Origin of the sequence: Arenimonas donghaensis DSM 18148 = HO3-R19 (assembly GCF_000743535.1) — a bacterium.
Classification (GTDB): domain Bacteria; phylum Pseudomonadota; class Gammaproteobacteria; order Xanthomonadales; family Xanthomonadaceae; genus Arenimonas; species Arenimonas donghaensis.
In genome coordinates, this window is sequence record NZ_AVCJ01000012.1 from 299023 (window position 1) to 315869 (window position 16847).

The window sequence follows — 16847 nt, forward strand, 5'->3', positions numbered from 1 at the left end:
CTCAATCCTCCGGGGTGTCCGCCGGCACCGGTCGCACCGGCACCGCCAGGTTGCACACGTCGACATGGCCGGCCGGGTGCACGTACCAGTCGTCGCGGCGGTTGCGGCGCGATTCGACGTAGGCGTCCCAGGTCGCGGTGTCGGTGCGCATCACTTCGATCTTCGCGCGCTGGTCTTCCGGCATCTCCGAAGCCAGGCGCATGGCCAGGATCGGGGTGCGGCGCGCGGGGTCGGTGTAAAAACCCAGCGGGCCCTTGCCGCGCACCAGGGTGCTCAGGTGCTCCATGCCGACCACGACGCGGCCGACGGTGGTGATGTTGAGGTCCAGCTGGCGCGGCGACTGGCCGGTGACGACGTAGAGCTCGCTGCCGTTGCTGCTGTCGGGCGCCATGGCGCGTCCGGCGCCAACGGTGCCGTAGCAGTGCGCCAGCCAGGCCTTGCCGGCGTCCGGGTCGCGCGCCGCGGCGAATCCATCGACGAAGCCCACCTGCGGCGCCCAGCCATCGCGGTCGGGCAGGGCGGTGAAGTCCAGGCCGTCGGCGGGTCGGCTGAACTCGGCCGGCAGCGTCGCCCGGGCTTCACCCAGCGGCCGGCGCAGCGGCAGTTCGTCGCCGGCCGGGTCGCCCCACTGCACGACGAAGTTGTCCTGCGAGCGGTTGATCGACAGGCCGTCGAAATAGCGGCCCTGCACCAGGGCACGGATGTTGGCGACGTGTTCGGGCGCGAAGGCGGGCGCCAGTTCGATCACCACCATGCCGGCGGGGAGCTGCAGGTACACCGTGTGTTCCGGGTCCAGGCTGCGCCAGTCCCGGGGCGTCGAGGCGTCGATCACTTCCTGGGTCGTCGGTGCCTTGGCGACCGGCGCCGGGTTGTTGGCCGGGGCGTGGGCACAGGCGCCCAGGGAAAGGGCCAGCAGGCTGGCGGGCAGGATGGGGCGCATGCATCAGTCCTCGCGGTTCGATGCCCGGCAGCGTAACGCAGCCCGGCTCAGTCGGGGTCGGGCGGGGGTTCCTGCAGGGCGGCCAGCTGCTCCTGCATCTGGGTGATCACCGATTCCCAGTGCCGCGGGGCTTCGAACCAAGGGAAGGCGACCGGGAAGGCCGGGTCATGCCAGCGTCGGGCGATCCAGGCGTTGTGGTGGAGCAGGCGCAGGGTGCGCAGGGGTTCGACCAGGTGCAATTGCCGGCGGTCGAAGGCGCGGAAGGTTTCGTAGCCCTCGAGCAGCCAGCGCCAGGGGTCGCGGCTGTCTTCGCGGCGGCCGGCCAGCATCCACAGATCCTGCACCGCCGGCCCGGCGAGGCAGTCGTCGAGGTCGACGAAGTGGGCCTGGTCATCACGCCACAGGATGTTGCCCGGGTGGCAGTCCCCGTGCAGGCGCAGCATCACCGTTTCGCCGGCGCGTTCGTAACAATCGTCCATGGCATCGAAGAGGGCTTCGGCCAGGCGCTCGAAGTTGTCCTCCAGCTCCGGCGGCAGCCAGCCTTCTTCGAGCAGGTAATGCACCGGGTCTTCGCCGTGGCTTTCGATGCCGATGACGTCCCGGTGCCTGAATCCACGGGCCGCACCGACGGCGTGCATGCGGCCGAGCACGCGGCCCAGGTGGGTGAGCACGTCACGCCGGCCCAGCTCGGGCGCGTGGCCGCCGCGCATTTCGAACAATGCGAAGCGGTGGCCTTCGAAGTGGTGCAGGGTCTGTCCGTCCAGGACCAGGGGGGGCACCACGGACAGGTCCGCGGCCCGCAGCTCGGCCGAGAAGGCGTGCTCTTCGCCGATGGCTTCGTCGGTCCAGCGACCCGGCCGGTAGAACTTCGCCACGCGCGCCGGGCCGTCTTCCATGCCGATGCGGTAGACGCGGTTCTCGTAGCTGTTGAGCGCCAGCACGCGACCATCGCAGCGCAGGCCCAGCGATTCGACGGCGTGCAGGATGCGGTCGGGGTCGAGGTCGGCGAACGGCGTGTTGCCGCCCACTAGCGCGGCAGTTCCAGCGCGGTCGCGCGCTCGGCCAGGGGCATCGACAGGTACAGGTGCGAACCCAGCGGCGAGAAGCCGGCCTTGCGGAACGCCTGGCGGTACCAGGTGGCCGGCCGGCGATGCAGTTGCTTGAGATCGCCGATGATCTCGTCGCCCTCGGCGAATACTTCCAGGAACGCGACGCCCTGGCACAGGCGCGAGAATTCCTTCAGCCCGCGCAGCAGCTCGTCGTCGTCCAGGTAGTGCATGACGTCCGAACACACCAGCAGGTCGACCGGGCGCGAGAAGCCCACCGCGGCCAGGTCGCCGAAGGGCATCCAGTGCAGGTTGCGGCTGGCACCGTAGCGATCCACCGCGTAGTCGCTGCTGTCCAGGCCCAGGTAGTTCAGGGTGGGGCGGAGCTTGAGCAGCGGCGCACGCCAGGCGCCTTCGCCGCAGCCGACGTCGAGCACCGACCTGATCGGCCTGCCCAGGTGGTATTCGGCGGTCGCCACGGCCAGCGCGACCTTCCTGCCCAGCGCCGCCGGACCGCCGAGGTCGCGCCGGCGGTACCAGTTTTCGAAGTAGTCGCGGTCGTAGACCTTCTTCATGCGATGCGCGCCCTGGCCCGGTGCAGCAGCCAGGCGGCGAAGATCGCGCCGGTCAGGTACATGCTCAGCGCATACACCGCGGGGGCGATGCTGGCGGCGTCCCGACCCAGCACTTCGATGGCGATGAAGATCGCCAGGGTCCCGTTGTGGATGCCGATCTCGAAGGCGATGGCGATCGCCTGCGGCTCGGCCAGGCGCACGCCGCGGGCGACGAAATAGCCCGACAGCAGGCTGACCAGGTTGAACAGTATGCAGGCCAGGCCCACCACCGGCGCGTAAGCACGCACGATGTCCCATTCGGATACGAAAGCCATCACGATCAGCACGCCCAGCAGTGCCGAGGAGAGCAGGCGCACGGGCTTTTCGGCGGCGGCCGCCAGGGCCGGCCGCCAGGCCCGCAGCGCCATGCCCAGCGCCACCGGTCCGATCACCAGGATGGCGACCTCGACGATCTTGCGCGTTGGCGGCGGCACGCTGCCCTCGGTGCCCAGGAACACCGACAGGGCCAGGGCCGTCCAGACCGGCAGCGTCAGCAGCGCCAGGATGCTGTTGATGGCGGTCAGGCTGATGTTGAGCGCGACGTCGCCGCGCGCCAGGTGGCTGAACAGGTTGGCGGTGACCCCACCGGGCGAGGCCGCCAGCAGCACCAGGCCAAGCGCCAGCTCGCCCGGCAGGTCGAAGGCCATCGCCAGGCCGAAGGCGACCGGTGGCAGCAGCAGCACCTGCACCCCCAGGGCCACCGCCACCGCCCGCGGCACCGCCAGCACGCGGCGGAAGTCGGCCAGCGTCAGGTGCAGGCCCAGCCCGGCCATCACCACGGCCAGCGCGATGGGCAGGAAGAGCATCAACACCGGATTGTCGGACATCAGCCGAGCTTTCCGATGATGACCGAGCGCATCGAAATCGGTCCGGTCACTTCTTCGTTGAAGAACTCGACCGGGTCCCCGTCGCGCTGCAACGCCAGCACGTAGAGCAGCGGCAGGTAGTGTTCCGGCGTGGGAATGGCCAGCAATGCGTCCGGTCCCAGGGTCTCGTAGCCGAGCATGCCTTCGTGGTGGCCTTCGGCGATGCGTTCGGCGATGTCTTCGTCAAAGCGCAGCGCCCAGTCCAGCGGCGCCTCCTGTCCCTTCTTCCAGTAGCGCAGGTTGTGCACGATGTTGCCGGTGCCCAGCACCAGCACGCCTTCGTCGCGCAGCGGCGCGAGCTGGCGGGCGAGGTCGTAGTGCCAGGCGCCGGGTTGCAGGCTGGACAGGCTCAGCGGCACCACCGGGATGTCGGCGGCGGGAAACATCGGCTCGAGCACGCTCCAGATGCCGTGGTCCAGTCCGCGGTGCGAATCGAAATGCACCCGGGGTTCGGTGACCAGTTCGGCGACCCGATGCGCGAGTTCCGGACTGCCCGGTGCCGGGTAACGCACGTCGAACAGCGCCTTGGGGAAGCCGCGGAAGTCGTGGATGGTGTCGGGCTTTTGGGCGGTGCCGACATAAACGCCCTGGGTTTCCCAGTGCGCCGAGATGCACAGGATGGCTTTGGGTCGCGGCAGCCGCTGGCCCAATGCCTGCCAACTCCGACGCCAGGCGTTGTCCTCGATGGCGTTCATGGGCGATCCGTGCCCGACGAACAGGGCGGGCATCGGGCCAGGCATGGACGGGCTCATCGAGTCACTCTCCGGGGGCGTGGACTGGCGTCCACATTAACCAAGGCCACGGCGGATGCAAGACGGGGCCGGTCGCCGCGTTCCGGGAGCCGTGACTTGCGGCACTGCCGGGGCGGCCTCAGCTGGGTATTATCAACTCAACACTATGCACAAGACGCCTGTATGAAGCAGGCCGGGACAGAGCCATGGCCGACACCGAGCCGCACCTGAAGAAATTCCAGAAGGAACTGAGCGCCGGGACCGTTTCGCTGGTCCTGCTGGCGGTACTGGCCCGGTCGGACGAGCCGCTCTACGGCTACCAGATCGCCAAGCGGTTGGAGCAGACCGGCGATCCGCTGCTCGGCGGCAAGCAAAGCGCGCTGTATCCGGTGCTGCGCAACCTCAGCGCGTCCGGGCTGGCCGAGAGCCACGTCGAGCCATCGGTCGCCGGTCCGCCACGCCGCTACTACCGCATCACCACGCTGGGCCGCCAGGCGCTGTCGGAATGGACCGGCAGCTGGCGCACCACCCGCGACTCCGTCGATTCCGTGCTGGAAGGAAACCTGCGATGACCGCCGCCACCCCGAAAACCATCCCCGAATACCTCGACCAACTGCGTGCGGCACTGCGCGGTGCCGACCAGGCCCTGGTCCAGGATGCCCTGTACGACGCCGAGGAATACCTGCGCTCGGAAATGGCCGCCAACCCCGGCCTGTCCGAAGCCGACCTGATCGCCAGCGTCGCCACCTCGTACGGCGCCCCGGAAGAAGTGGCCGACATCTACCGCGACACCGAGGTGCAGGTGACGCGGGCGCTGCGCACGCCGCCAGCGCCGCCGCGCGCCAGCCTCACCGGCCGCTTCTTCGGCGTCGCCACCGACACCCGGGCCTGGACCGCGCTTTTTTACATGCTGCTGTCGCTGGCGACCGGCATCATCTACTTCACCGCCGTGGTCACGGGCTTCAGTCTGTCGGCGAGCCTTGTCCTGATGATCATCGGCATCCCGGTGGTGATCCTCTTCGTGGGCCTGGTGCGGGTGCTGTCGCTGGTCGAAGGTCGCATCGTCGAGGTGCTGCTGGGCGAGCGCATGCCGCGCCGCCCGCTCTACCAGGGGCGTGGCCAGCCCTGGCTCGAGCGCATCGGCGCCATGTTCACCGATCCGCGCACCTGGTCGACCATGCTCTACCAGCTGATCATGCTGCCGCTGGGCATCGTCTATTTCACGGTCACGGTGACCGGCCTGGCGCTGTCGGTGGGGCTGGTGGGCGGTGGCATCCTCGCCCTCCTGGGCAGCTTCGGCCTGCCGGTGAGCATGGATTGGGACGGCGTCTACTTCGGTGCGCCCTGGCAGGCCGCGGTGGTCATTCTTGCCGGCGGGCTGTTGTTCTTCGCCATGCTGCACCTGGCGCGAATGGTCGGTCGCGGCCATGGCGCCCTGGCAAAGAGCCTGCTGGTCAAAACCGCCCAGCATTGACCCGGAGGGGCATCAGGCAAGGGCAAACGTCCAGCCGATGCCCCACAGGCCCTGCACGACCAGGGCGAGCAAGGCGAGGATTGAAACCACGAAAGGAACGGCGCGACTTTTCGCCGGATCGATGTAGGCCGCCGCGTACCAGATCCTCGCCAGCAGCCAGACGGCGCCGAAAATGGCGGCGAGGCCGGGCAGTCCGAAGGCGGCAGCGACCCAGAGCGCCGGCAGGAACATCAGCGCGGATTCCTGGGTGTTCATCTGCGCGCGGAAAGTGCGCTCGAAGCCGTCGGGCCCGGTGGTTGCCGGTGCCTTGACGCCGTGAAGCCCGCGGGCTCGGCCGACCAGGGCCATCAGGGTCATCATCAGCAGGACGGTGAGCAGGGTGATCAGGCCGATAAGGGGATGCATGGCGGGCTCCTGGGGATTCACTACAGCCTAGCGGCTCCGCGACGTTTTGCGGGCCCGGCTTGCGACGCCGGGCTTTGCAGTATGGTGGGTGCCCGGAAATCCCGCTGGAGTCGCCCATGTCCGACCCCCTGGCCCAGCCCCTGCCATTGCCCTGCGGCGTGGTGCTGGGCAACCGCCTGTGCAAGGCGGCGATGACCGAGGGGCTCGGCGACTCCCGGTTGCGGGCGACGGCGAAGCTGGACCAGCTCTACGGCGCCTGGAGCGATGGCGGTGCGTCGCTGCTGCTTACCGGCAACGTGGTGATCGACCACCGCGTGCTCGAGCGTCCCGGCAACGTCGCCATCGACCCGGGCTTCGCGCCCAGCGTCGATGCCACGGCCCGCGCGCGCCTTCGTGCCTGGGCCAGCGCCGGCACGCGGGCGGGCAACCAGCTATGGATGCAGGTTTCGCATGCCGGGCGGCAGTCGCCGCGTTATGTCACGCGCCGGCCGGTCGGGCCTTCCGACGTGCAGCTGGACCTGATGGGCAATTACGCCAGGCCGCGGGCCCTGCGCGAGGACGAGATCCTCGGCCTGGTGCGGCGATTCGCCCAGGTGGCGGTGATCGCGCGCGACTGTGGCTTTACCGGCGTGCAGGTGCATGGTGCCCACGGCTACCTGCTCAGCAGCTTCCTGTCGCCGGTCACCAACCGGCGCAGCGACGCCTGGGGTGGTTCGCTGGAAAACCGCGCACGTTTCCTGCTTGAGACCGTGCGTGCCGTGCGCAAGGCCGTGGGCAACGACTTCCCGGTGTCGGTGAAGCTCAACTCGGACGATTTCCGCAAGGGCGGTTTCAGCCACGTCGACTGCCTGGGCGTGGTCGGGATGCTCAACGGCGCCGGCGTGGACCTGCTGGAGATATCCGGCGGCAACTACGAACAGCCGCGCCTGCTTGGCCTGAGCGGTCGCGCCGATGACGCCGTCGAAGTTCGCGCCAGCACGCAGGTGCGCGAAGCCTATTTCCTGGACTATGCCGCCGCCATCCGCCGGGTCGCGACGATGCCGCTGATGGTCACCGGGGGCTTCCGTAGCCGCGAGGGCATGGAATCGGCGCTGGCCGGCGGCGATACCGACATGCTCGGCATCGCCCGGCCGTTCTGCACCCATCCCGATGTCGCCCGCCAGCTGCTGGCGCGCGAAATCGACACGCTGCCCGCCTACGAACACCGCCTGCACCTGCGGCCGCGCGGCCGGCTGTCGCCGGCCAGTCCCTGGCTGGCGGCGAAGATGATCAACGTGCTGGGCGCGCAGGGCTGGTACTACCAGCAGATGGCGCGCCTGGCCGATGGCCGCCATTTCGACCCGCGGCGCGGGGTCATGCGGTCCTTCGCCCGCTACTGGTGGGACGACCTGAGCCGCGCCGCCGCGCTCAAGCGATAAGGAGCAGACCCGATGACCCACGATCCCATGCATGGCGATGAACCGCTGACCGACGAGGCCGTCATCGAGGCGACCCGCGATTGGCTGGAAAAAGCGGTGATCGGACTGAACCTCTGCCCCTTCGCCAAGGCCGTGCACGTCCGGCGGCAGATCCGTTACGTGGTCAGCCAGGCCACCGACGAGGAAGGCCTGCTCGACGACCTGCTGCATGAGCTGCAGCTGCTGGCCTCGGCCGACCCGGGTGACGTCGAGACGACGCTGGTGATCCATCCCTACGTGTTGCGTGATTTCCTGGACTACAACGACTTCCTGGACATCGCCGACGCCGCCGTCGAGGAGCTGCAGCTCGAAGGCGTGCTGCAGGTGGCCAGCTTCCATCCCGACTACCAGTTCGCCGACAGCGACCCGGCGGACATGGCGAACTTCAGCAACCGTGCGCCTTACCCGACGCTGCACCTGCTGCGGGAAGACAGCGTGGACAAGGCCGTCGCCGCCTTCCCGGAAGCCGACCGCATCTTCCAGGCCAACATCGACACCTTGCGCCGTCTTGGCATGGATGGCTGGAAGGCGCTGTGGCGCAAATGACTCAGAAGGCGTCCTCGGGCATCGCCATCAGGCTCGGGGCGCCGGCGCGCGCCTCGCGGAACCGCTGCTCGACTTCCGGCAGCAGCCAGGCGAAATAGAAGCGTGCCGTCGCCAGCTTGGCGGCGTGGAACCGGTCGTTTTTGCCGAGCGCAAGCGCGGCCATGCGCGCCCACAGCCAGGCGAAACACAGGTGGCCGACGATGCGCAGGTAGGGCACCGCGGCGGCACCGATTTCATTCGGGTCGTTCTTGGCCTTCGCGCCCAGCTCACGGCTAAGCGCCAGCGTCTGCGCCAGCAAGTTGCCGAGCGGGCCGGTGAAGGTGGCCAGGTCCTCGCGGCCGGCGTGCTCGTCCAGGAAGCGCTGCACCAGCGCGGCGAATCGGCCGAGCCTGGCGCCGCCGTCCATCAGCACCTTGCGGCCCAGCAGGTCGAGCGCCTGGATGCCGTTGGTGCCTTCGTAGATCATGTTGATGCGCGCGTCGCGCACGAACTGGTCCATGCCCCACTCGGAAATGTAGCCGTGGCCGCCCAGCACCTGCTGGCACAGCGTCGTGGTCTCCCAGCCGTTGTCGGTCAGGAAGGCCTTGACCACCGGCGTGAGCAGCGCCATCAGCTCGCTGGCGTCCTCGCGCACGGCGGGGTCGGGATGGCCGTGTTCGCGGTCGAGCAGCAGGGCGGTCCAGGTGGCGAGCGCGCGCCCACCTTCGTTGTAGGCGCGTGCGGTGAGCAGCATGCGGCGCACGTCCGGATGCACCAGGATCGAGTCGGCCGGCTTGTCCGGCGAGGCCGCGCCCGTGGCGGCGCGTCCCTGCAGGCGGTCCTTCGCATAGGTCGCGGCGTTCTGGTAGGCGATTTCGGCCTGGCCCAGCGACTGCATGCCGACACCCAGGCGCGCGGAGTTCATCATCACGAACATCGCCGCCAGTCCCTTGTTGGGCTCGCCGATCAACCAGCCGGTGGCGCCGTCGAGGTTCATCACGCAGGTTGCGTTGCCGTGGATGCCCATCTTGTGTTCGATCGAGCCGGCCTGGATGGCGTTGCGGGCGCCGGGCTTGCCGTCGGCGTCGGGCAGGAACTTGGGCACCAGGAACAGCGAGATGCCCTTGGTGCCGGCCGGCGCGCCGGGCAGGCGGGCCAGGACCAGGTGCAGGATGTTTGCCGCCAGGTCGTGTTCGCCGGCGCTGATGAAGATCTTGGTGCCGGCCAGCGCGTAGCTGTCGTCGCCGTTGGGCTCGGCCCTGGTCTTGAGCATGCCCAGGTCGGTGCCGCAGTGCGGCTCGGTCAGGCACATGGTGCCGGTCCATGCACCCGAGACGATTTTCGTCAGGTAGACCTGCTTCTGCTCGTCGGTGCCGAAGGCCATCAGGCACTCGTAGGCGCTGTGCGAGAGGCCGGCGTACATCAGCCAGGCCTGGTTGGCCGAATTCCACATTTCGTAGAGCCGGTTGTTGACCAGCGTCGGCAAGCCCTGGCCGCCGAAATCCGGGTCGCAGGCCACCGACGGCCAGCCGGCCTCGACGAACTGCTGGTAGGCGGCCTTGAAGCCTGGCGGGGCCGTGACCACGCCGTCGCCGTGGAAGGTGCAGCCTTCCCGGTCGCCCACCTGGTTGAGCGGCAGGATGACCTGGCTGGCGAACTTCGCCCCTTCCTCGAGCACCGCCTCGATGGTGTCGCGGTCCAGGCCGGCATGGCGGGGCAGGGCGGCGAGCTCGGTTTCGGCCTGGAGCAGGTCGAACAGCACGAACTGCATGTCGCGCAGCGGGGCGGTGTAATGGGGCATGGCGGGCTCTCGGGTCGGGCTTCAGGCGCACCATACCGGTGCGTATGTGAGGCCGGAGTATGCCCGAGTGCGCCGGCGCTGGGCCAGCCCCGCCGGGGCGGGGCTGGCCGGCGGCCTATTCGACGCGCAGCGGCTGGCTGTGCAGCATCAGCTGGTTGTCGCCGTTGTAGTAGCGCAGCTCGTAGTTGCCCGGCGCGTCGGGCAGCTTGATGGTCACCTGGCGCTGGTCGTAGCCCTTGTCGGACTGTACCCGGCGATTGGCGAGCGCCTTGCCGTTGCCGCCGCGGGCCGCCGGGTCCCAGACCTGCACTTCGTCGTAGCGCGCGCCCGGCCCGGTCCAGGTGACGGTCAGCTGGCTGCCGGCGGCTGCGGCGACAGGCGCATCGAACGCCACGTCCACCGGCGTCACCTGCAGCGGTTGCTCATGCAGCAGGGACTGGTTGTCGCCGTTGTAGTAGCGCAGTGTGTAATCGCCGGCCTTGCCGGGCGCGGTGAGCGTGACCTGGCGCTGGTCATAGCCCTTGGCGCTTTGCACGCGCTGGTTGTCGATGACCTTGCCGCTTCCGGCCCGGGCGGCCGGATCCCAGACCTGGACCTCGTCGTAACGGGCGCCCGGGCCGGTCCAGGTGACGTCGAAGTCCGAGGCCATGGGCACCGAAGCCGGTGCCTGCAGGGCCACCTCGACCGCGACCACCCGCAGCGGCACCGACACGAGCTCCTTGTTGTTGTCGCCGTTCCAGTAGCGCAGCGTGTAATCGCCCGGCGTGGCCGGCGCGGTGAGCGTGACGGTGCGCTGTTCGAAGGTCTTCGCGCTTTGCACGCGCTGGTTGTCGATCACCTTGCCGCTTCCGGCCCGGGCGGACGGATCCCAGACCTGCACCTCGTCGTACTGGGCACCCGGGCCGGTCCAGGTGACGACGAAGGTGGAGGCCATGTCCACCTGTTCGGGTGCCTGCAGCGCGACTTCGGCGTCGAGCACTTTCAGCGGCACGGTCGCCAGGACCGCGCTGTTGTGCCCGTTGTAATAACGCAGTTCATAGTCGCCCGGCGTGGCCGGGGCGGTCAGGCTGACGGTTCGCTGCTCGAAGGTCCTGGCGCTTTGCACGCGCTGGTTGTCGATGACCTTGCCGCGGCCGCCACGCTGGTCGGGCGCGAACACCTGCACTTCGTCGTATTGCTCGCCCGGGCCGGTCCAGGTGACTTCGAACCGGCTGGCGATGCTCACCTCGGCCGGTGCCACCAGGCCCACTTCGGCTTCGGTGATGGTGATCGGACGAGTGGCGATGACCTTGCCCTGGGCGCCATGGTAATAGCGCAGCAGGTAATCGCCGGGCTTGGCAGGCGCCACCAGTTCCACCTGCTTCTGGTCGACGCGTTTGTCGGCGACCACGCGCTGGGCATCGATGACCTTGCCGCGACCGCCGCGTTCGCCAGGCGCGAACACCTGCACGTCGTCGTACTGGTGGGCAGGGCCGGTCCAGGTGACCCGGATGCGCGAGGACATCGGCGCACTTTCGGGGGCGTCCAGCGTGGCTTCCGGGGCCGGCGGCTCGGGCGGCGCAGCGACGACGGTTTCGGTCAGCGCCGCGGCCAGCCCGTCGGCGTCATTGGCGGCGAGGTAGCGGCCGCCGGTGTTCTCGGCCAGACAGGCGACCTGCTTGCCTTCTTCGGCGCTGAGCCCGAATCCGACCACGTGGGCGGTGAAATCCACGCCGGATTCTTCCAGTTCCTTGCCCAGGGCACAGGGGTCGGCCTTGCAGGTCTCCAGGCCGTCGGTGATCAGGATGACGGTGGCCTTTTGCTCGGTGAAACGGAGCTCCTGGGCCGCACGCGCCACCGATTCGGACAGCGGCGTCATGCCCAGGAACTTCATCTTCGCGGCGGCCGCGGCGATGTCGGCGGCGCTGCCCGTGCGCACGGGCACCACCAGCTCGATGTCGTCGCAGTTGCCCTTTTCGCGGTGGCCGTAGGCCATCAGCCCCAGCGCCATGGAATCGGGCGTCTGCTTGAGCACCGTCGCGAGCGTTTCACGGGCGATCTCGAGCTTGGGCTTGCCATTGATCTGGCCCCACATCGAACCCGAACCATCGAGCACGATGATGGCCTGCTCCTGGGCGGGCCCTTGGGCCTGTGCCAGGCCGGTGGCCAGGCAGAGCAGCGCCAACGGGGGCAACATGGCACGACGGGGGGTCCGGGGCATGCGGAAACTCCTGTTTTGCTTGGGTATGCAAGAACTAACGCGAAACGGGCCGCGAATGCGCCATTCAGGCGGCAAGGCCCGCCGCGTGGCCGCTGGCCCAGGCCCACTGGAAGTTGTAGCCACCCAGCCAGCCGGTGACGTCCACCACTTCGCCGATAAAAAACAGCCCGGGCACGATGTTCGACTCCATGCGGCTCGAGGACAGACCGTCGGTGTCCACCCCGCCGAGCGTGACTTCGGCCGTGCGGTAGCCCTCGGTGCCGCTGGCCACGATGGGCCAGTGCGCCAGCTGCCGCGCGATGGCCGGCAGTTCGCCGTGGCTGAACTGCCGCATCGGTTTGCTGGTGAGCCAGGTTTCGCACAGCCGCTGCGCGAATCGCTTGGGGAAGACATCGGCGAGCACCGTGCGCAGTTCGGCGGCGGGCTGTTCGCGCTGGCGCTCGAGCAGCCAGGCCTGGATGTCGTGTTCCGGCAGCAGGTCGAGCAGCAGTTCCTTGCCCGGTTCCCAGTAGGAGGACACCTGCAGGATCGCCGGGCCACTGAGGCCACGGTGGGTCACCAGCATGGCATTGTCGAAACGCGCCTTGCCGCATCGGGCCGACACGTGCACGGACACGCCGGCGAGGTCCGCGTAGTGCTCGAGATGCTTGCCGCTCAGCGTCAGCGGCACCAGGCCGGCGCGCGTGGGCAGCACGGCGTGGCCGAACTGGCGCGCAAGCTCATAGCCCAGGCCGGTGGCGCCCATCTTCGGGATCGACAGGCCGCCGGTGGCGACGACCAGCGACGCGGCATCCTGCCTGCCGCGCGAAGTCTGCAGCCTGAAGCCGCCGCCGGGCAGCCCGGCCACCGATTCGATCGTGCAGCTGGTCTCCACGACCACGCCGGCGTCGGCGCATTCGGCCAGCAGCATGGCCACGATTTGTTTGGACGACTCGTCGCAGAACAGCTGGCCCAGCTCTTTCTCGTGCCAGGCGATGCCGTGGGCGTCGACCATGTCGATGAAATGTCCGGGTCGGTAGCGCGCCAGCGCCGACTTGCAGAAGTGCGGGTTGGCGGACAGGAAATTGGCCGGGGTCGTGCCGGTATTGGTGAAGTTGCAGCGGCCACCGCCCGACATCAGGATCTTCTTGCCGCATCGGTTGGCATGCTCGAGCACGCGGACGCGACGTCCCCGGCGCCCCGCCGTGAGCGCGCACATCAGGCCGGCGGCGCCGCCGCCGATGACCAGTACCTCGGGTTCGGGTCCTGCGAGGCTCATGGAAGGAAGGTCGGGCGGCGGAAACGCCATGATAGCGGGCATGTGCGTCGCCCGAAAATGCGGCTAGTCTTGGCCTGGCATACAGGGGAGGGCGCGCGATGAAACTGGCAAGGATCGTCTGGGTGACGCTGGTGCTGACGCTGGCCGTCGGCTGTTCCGACACCGGGCAGGACGCCATGGAATCCATGGATGCCGCCGATGCGGCGGGCGCCGCGGCCATGGCCGGCATGGAGAACGCCCCGGGTGAGTTCCTCGCCTACGAACACCACGCCCGGGTACGCCTGCCCGTAGCCGACATGCCCGAACGGGTCGCCGCGGTTCGCGCGGCCTGCCTGGGGGGACAACACGGCCAATGCACCGTGCTGGGCGAAGACATCCAATCGGGCCAGTTCCCTTCCGCGTCGCTGGTGCTGAGGGTGGTGCCCGGCGGCGTCGAGCCCTTGTTGGGCCTGGCCGCCAACGGCGGCGAGCTGGCCCAGCGCAGCACCCGGGCCGAAGACCTGGCGGTGGCCGTGCGCGACACCAGCCTGCGCCAGGCCAGGCTGCGGTCCCAGCACGCGCGCCTGCTGGAGTTGATGGCACGCCCGGATGCGCGCGCCGAGGACCTGATCGCGATCACCCGCGAGCTCGCTGAAATCGAAACGCAGCTGCAGCAGGCCGAACAGGATGCCGCCCAGCAGCAGCATCGCGTCCGCACCAACCTGCTGACGCTGGCGTTCGAAGCCGACCAGCTGACCACGGCGAGTTCCGAATTGGGACGGACCCTGGGCGACGTGGTGTCGGTGCTGGACCACAGCGCAGCGGTGCTGGTGCTGGTGGTGGTGGCCCTGCTGCCCTTCCTGGTGCTGGCGCTGGTGGTCTACGTGCTGGTTCGTGCCTGGCGTCGGCGGCGCCGGAGGGTCGGCTGATGGCGGCCCGGCGCTGGCTGCTGGGCTGCCTGCTGACGCTGCTGGTCCTGCTCGTGCTGGCCGTGGCGACCTGGTGGTTCGTGCTGCGGCCGATGTGGAACGCCGGTGTCGAAGGTGCGAAGACCTGGATCAGTGCGGTCGACCTGGGCGACGACATCGTCAACCAGGCGCCCTACGAGCCGCCGGCGGACGGCCGCATGACCGCGGCCCAGGTCGAGTCCTTCGTGCGGGTGCAACAGGTGGTGGCCGCCGAAATGGGGCCCGACCTGGCGCGCCTGGCGCACCAGAGCCAGGCCGCGGCCAGCGAACACGCCAGCGGCAGGCGCGAACCGACGATCCAGGACCTGGGCAACGTGTTCGGGGAGGCCTCGGGGCTGCTGTCCAGGGTGCGCGCCGCACAGGCGCGCGGCGTCAACCAGGTCGGCATGTCGCGCGAGGAATACGCCTGGGTGCGCCGGCAGTCGCTGGCGGCGATGTCCGAACTGCTGCCGGTGCCCGATGCCGGCACCGTCGCCGGCATGGCCGGCCTGCCTGGCCTGCCGGCCTTCAAGGGGCCGGACGCGGACGACGAAGTGGCGTTGGCGGCGGCCCGGCACAACGCCGAGCTGCTGCGCCCGCACCTGCCGCTGCTGCACCAGACCCTGGGGGCGATGCCGGCCCTGCCCTGAGCGGGCTCAGTCCTTCGGCGGTCCCTTGCGGTGCGGCTTTTTCGGGCCGAAGGACTTGCGGTCGCCGAAGTCCTTCTTCGGGCCGAAGGGCTTCTTGCCGAAGGGCTTCTTGGCCGGCATCTTGCCGGCGGTGTCCGGCGGCTCGCCGTCGCGGGTGATGCGCAGCTGCTGGCCGGCGCACCAGACGGTCTTGAGATGGCCCATCACGTCCGCCGGCATGCCGTCGGGCAGGTCGAGCAGGGTGTGGTCCTCGAAGATCTCGATGCGGCCGATGTGCTTGGCGTCCAGGCCGGCTTCGTTGGCGATGGCGCCGACGATGTTGCCCGGCTTCACGCCGTGGTCGTAGCCGACCTCGATGCGGAAGGTCATCTTTCCTTCGTCGGGCGCACGGGGTTCGCGGACCTTCTTCGGGAAGGCCGGCCGTTCCGGGCGATCGCCGCGTTCGAAGCGCGAGGGCTTGGTGAACTTGTCGGTGGCGGCCTGCACGTCGCGATCGAAGGCGCGCTTCTTGGCCTCGAACTTCGGCGGCTGCATCAGCAGCGGCACGTCGCCCCGGGCCATCTTGGCCAGGGCGGTGGCGATCTCGATGGCCGGCACGTTCATCTCGCGCTCGTAGTCCTCGATCAGCTTGCGGAACTCGCCCAGCTCGCCGGCGGCCAGCGTGTCGGTGATCTGCTGCTTGAACTTGGCGATGCGCACGTCGTTGACGGCGGCGACGGTCGGCAGCTCCATCGGCGTGATCGGCTGGCGGGTGGCGCGCTCGATGGCGCGCAGCATGCTGCGCTCGCGCGGGGCGATGAACAGGATCGCCTCGCCACTGCGACCGGCGCGGCCGGTGCGGCCGATGCGGTGCACGTAGCTTTCGGTGTCGTAGGGCACGTCGTAGTTGACGACGTGGCTGATGCGGTCCACGTCCAGGCCACGGGCGGCCACGTCGGTGGCCACCAGGATGTCGATCTTGCCGTCCTTGAGCTGCTGGATCGTGCGTTCGCGCTGCGCCTGCACGACGTCGCCGTTGATCGCGGCGGCGGAGAAGCCACGCGCCTGCAGCTTTTCGGCGAGTTCGTCGGTGGCCTGCTTGGTGCGGGCGAAGACGATCATGGCATCGAAGGGTTCGGCTTCCAGGATGCGGGTCAGCGCATCGAGCTTGTGCATGCCGCTGACTTCCCAGCTGCGCTGGCGGATGTTGTCGGCGGTGCGGGTCTTGGCCTCGATCGTGACCTCGACCGGTTCCTTGAGGTAGGTCTGGGCGATGCGGCGGATAGCGTGCGGCATCGTCGCCGAGAACAGCGCGGTCTGGCGCACGGCCGGCATCTTCTTGAGGATGGCCTCGACGTCGTCGATGAAGCCCATGCGCAGCATTTCGTCGGCCTCGTCGAGCACCAGGGTGCGCAGGTGCGAGAGGTCGAGCGAGCCCTTGTCGAGGTGGTCGATGATGCGACCCGGGGTGCCGACCACGACGTGCACGCCGCGGCGCAGGGCCTGCAGCTGCGGGCCGTAGCCCTGGCCGCCGTAGATTGGCAGCACGCGGAAGCCGGGCAGGTGGGCGGCGTACTTCTGGAAGGCCTCGGCGACCTGGATGCCCAGCTCGCGGGTGGGGCAAAGCACCAGGGCCTGGGGCGAATTCACCGCCGGGTCCAGGCGCGCCAGCAAGGGCAGGGCGAAGGCGGCGGTCTTGCCGGTGCCGGTCTGGGCCTGGCCCAGCACGTCCTTTCCGGCCAGCAGGTGCGGGATGGTCGCGGCCTGGATCGGCGAGGGCGACTCGTAGCCGACGTCGGCCAGGGCCTTGAGCAAGGGCTCGCCGAGGTCGAGGTCGCGGAAAAGCAGAGGCGCGTTCGGCGCCACGTTCGTGGAGTCGGTCATGGGAGGTCCGTTGGAATTCGGGGTGCTTCGCATTCCGGCACACCACGGACACGAAGAAGGCGCGCGGATTGTACCCCAAGTGGCCTGCAAA

Annotated in this window: 16 protein-coding genes; 6 read left to right on the plus strand and 10 right to left on the minus strand. The window is 69.1% G+C overall.

Going from position 1 to position 16847, the window contains the following annotated elements:
• Position 1: 1 nt before the first annotated feature.
• From N788_RS07680 to ygiD, 5 genes are read right to left on the minus strand one after another with little or no spacing between them, the layout of a single operon-like run.
• Positions 2–940 (minus strand): peptidylprolyl isomerase, encoded by a 939-nt coding sequence (locus N788_RS07680; protein WP_034223142.1) that lies wholly within the window; start codon positions 938–940, stop codon positions 2–4.
• A gap of 47 nt (positions 941–987) precedes the next feature.
• Positions 988–1968 (minus strand): serine/threonine protein kinase, encoded by a 981-nt coding sequence (locus N788_RS07685; RefSeq protein WP_034223145.1) that lies wholly within the window; start codon positions 1966–1968, stop codon positions 988–990.
• Complete coding sequence (locus tag N788_RS07690; protein WP_034223147.1) at positions 1968–2561, minus strand: class I SAM-dependent methyltransferase; 594 nt, start codon at positions 2559–2561, stop codon at positions 1968–1970. The genes N788_RS07685 and N788_RS07690 overlap by 1 nt, the downstream gene beginning before the upstream one ends.
• On the minus strand, positions 2558–3427 hold the full coding sequence (locus N788_RS07695) for a bile acid:sodium symporter family protein (protein WP_034223149.1): 870 nt from the start codon (positions 3425–3427) through the stop codon (positions 2558–2560). Before N788_RS07695 ends, N788_RS07690 begins: the two co-directional genes overlap by 4 nt.
• Positions 3427–4218 (minus strand): 4,5-DOPA-extradiol-dioxygenase, encoded by a 792-nt coding sequence (ygiD, locus tag N788_RS07700; protein ID WP_244444102.1) that lies wholly within the window; start codon positions 4216–4218, stop codon positions 3427–3429. The genes N788_RS07695 and ygiD overlap by 1 nt, the downstream gene beginning before the upstream one ends.
• Positions 4219–4403: 185 nt before the next feature.
• Between ygiD and N788_RS07705 the strand changes: the two genes are divergently transcribed.
• Both N788_RS07705 and N788_RS07710 read left to right on the plus strand, forming a co-directional pair.
• Positions 4404–4769 (plus strand): PadR family transcriptional regulator, encoded by a 366-nt coding sequence (locus N788_RS07705; protein ID WP_034223152.1) that lies wholly within the window; start codon positions 4404–4406, stop codon positions 4767–4769.
• Entirely contained in the window at positions 4766–5671 is a 906-nt protein-coding gene (locus tag N788_RS07710) for a sensor domain-containing protein (RefSeq protein WP_034223155.1), read from the plus strand. Before N788_RS07705 ends, N788_RS07710 begins: the two co-directional genes overlap by 4 nt.
• 12 nt (positions 5672–5683) lie before the next feature.
• On the opposite strand, the gene N788_RS07715 is transcribed toward N788_RS07710, so the two are convergent.
• Positions 5684–6076, minus strand: coding sequence for an MAPEG family protein (locus N788_RS07715; protein WP_034223158.1), 393 nt, complete (start codon positions 6074–6076; stop codon positions 5684–5686).
• A 116-nt stretch (positions 6077–6192) separates the two neighbouring features.
• Between N788_RS07715 and N788_RS07720 the strand changes: the two genes are divergently transcribed.
• Both N788_RS07720 and N788_RS07725 read left to right on the plus strand, forming a co-directional pair.
• The gene (locus N788_RS07720) at positions 6193–7494 is read left to right on the plus strand and encodes an NADH:flavin oxidoreductase/NADH oxidase family protein (protein WP_034223161.1); all 1302 of its coding nucleotides are present in this window, start codon (positions 6193–6195) and stop codon (positions 7492–7494) included.
• Between the two features lie 12 nt (positions 7495–7506).
• Positions 7507–8079, plus strand: coding sequence for a DUF1415 domain-containing protein (locus N788_RS07725; protein ID WP_244444103.1), 573 nt, complete (start codon positions 7507–7509; stop codon positions 8077–8079).
• A 1-nt stretch (position 8080) separates the two neighbouring features.
• On the opposite strand, the gene N788_RS07730 is transcribed toward N788_RS07725, so the two are convergent.
• The 3 genes from N788_RS07730 to N788_RS07740 form a co-directional block, all read right to left on the minus strand.
• Positions 8081–9859, minus strand: coding sequence for an acyl-CoA dehydrogenase C-terminal domain-containing protein (locus tag N788_RS07730; RefSeq protein ID WP_034223167.1), 1779 nt, complete (start codon positions 9857–9859; stop codon positions 8081–8083).
• 115 nt (positions 9860–9974) lie between these two features.
• A complete protein-coding gene (locus N788_RS14380) occupies positions 9975–12059 on the minus strand; it encodes a VWA domain-containing protein (protein WP_211250696.1) in 2085 nt (694 codons plus the stop codon).
• Between the two features lie 64 nt (positions 12060–12123).
• Positions 12124–13317: a BaiN/RdsA family NAD(P)/FAD-dependent oxidoreductase gene (locus tag N788_RS07740; protein WP_034223170.1), complete on the minus strand. Its 1194-nt coding sequence runs from the start codon at positions 13315–13317 to the stop codon at positions 12124–12126.
• Between the two features lie 98 nt (positions 13318–13415).
• Here N788_RS07740 and N788_RS07745 point away from each other — a divergent pair, with 98 nt between their 5' ends.
• Together N788_RS07745 and N788_RS07750 are read left to right on the plus strand one after the other, a co-directional pair.
• Positions 13416–14225, plus strand: a complete 810-nt coding sequence (locus tag N788_RS07745; RefSeq protein ID WP_034223173.1) for a DUF4349 domain-containing protein — start codon at positions 13416–13418, stop codon at positions 14223–14225.
• Positions 14225–14893, plus strand: coding sequence for a hypothetical protein (locus tag N788_RS07750; protein WP_034223176.1), 669 nt, complete (start codon positions 14225–14227; stop codon positions 14891–14893). The genes N788_RS07745 and N788_RS07750 overlap by 1 nt, the downstream gene beginning before the upstream one ends.
• 6 nt (positions 14894–14899) lie before the next feature.
• On the opposite strand, the gene N788_RS07755 is transcribed toward N788_RS07750, so the two are convergent.
• On the minus strand, positions 14900–16756 hold the full coding sequence (locus tag N788_RS07755) for a DEAD/DEAH box helicase (RefSeq protein ID WP_034223179.1): 1857 nt from the start codon (positions 16754–16756) through the stop codon (positions 14900–14902).
• Positions 16757–16847 lie beyond the last annotated feature (91 nt).

What these genes read in the sequence shown, in the direction of transcription:
- N788_RS07710 (WP_034223155.1), top strand. Translation starts at nt 4,766, where the DNA reads ATGACCGCCGCCACCCCGAAAACCATCCCCGAATACCTCGACCAACTG.
- N788_RS07740 (WP_034223170.1), bottom strand. Translation starts at nt 13,317, where the DNA reads ATGAGCCTCGCAGGACCCGAACCCGAGGTACTGGTCATCGGCGGCGGC.
- N788_RS07695 (WP_034223149.1), bottom strand. Translation starts at nt 3,427, where the DNA reads ATGTCCGACAATCCGGTGTTGATGCTCTTCCTGCCCATCGCGCTGGCC.
- ygiD (WP_244444102.1), bottom strand. Translation starts at nt 4,218, where the DNA reads ATGAGCCCGTCCATGCCTGGCCCGATGCCCGCCCTGTTCGTCGGGCAC.
- N788_RS07745 (WP_034223173.1), top strand. Translation starts at nt 13,416, where the DNA reads ATGAAACTGGCAAGGATCGTCTGGGTGACGCTGGTGCTGACGCTGGCC.
- N788_RS07730 (WP_034223167.1), bottom strand. Translation starts at nt 9,859, where the DNA reads ATGCCCCATTACACCGCCCCGCTGCGCGACATGCAGTTCGTGCTGTTC.
- N788_RS07690 (WP_034223147.1), bottom strand. Translation starts at nt 2,561, where the DNA reads ATGAAGAAGGTCTACGACCGCGACTACTTCGAAAACTGGTACCGCCGG.
- N788_RS07715 (WP_034223158.1), bottom strand. Translation starts at nt 6,076, where the DNA reads ATGCATCCCCTTATCGGCCTGATCACCCTGCTCACCGTCCTGCTGATG.
- N788_RS07720 (WP_034223161.1), top strand. Translation starts at nt 6,193, where the DNA reads ATGTCCGACCCCCTGGCCCAGCCCCTGCCATTGCCCTGCGGCGTGGTG.
- N788_RS07725 (WP_244444103.1), top strand. Translation starts at nt 7,507, where the DNA reads ATGACCCACGATCCCATGCATGGCGATGAACCGCTGACCGACGAGGCC.
- N788_RS07755 (WP_034223179.1), bottom strand. Translation starts at nt 16,756, where the DNA reads ATGACCGACTCCACGAACGTGGCGCCGAACGCGCCTCTGCTTTTCCGC.
- N788_RS14380 (WP_211250696.1), bottom strand. Translation starts at nt 12,059, where the DNA reads ATGCCCCGGACCCCCCGTCGTGCCATGTTGCCCCCGTTGGCGCTGCTC.
- N788_RS07750 (WP_034223176.1), top strand. Translation starts at nt 14,225, where the DNA reads ATGGCGGCCCGGCGCTGGCTGCTGGGCTGCCTGCTGACGCTGCTGGTC.
- N788_RS07680 (WP_034223142.1), bottom strand. Translation starts at nt 940, where the DNA reads ATGCGCCCCATCCTGCCCGCCAGCCTGCTGGCCCTTTCCCTGGGCGCC.
- N788_RS07705 (WP_034223152.1), top strand. Translation starts at nt 4,404, where the DNA reads ATGGCCGACACCGAGCCGCACCTGAAGAAATTCCAGAAGGAACTGAGC.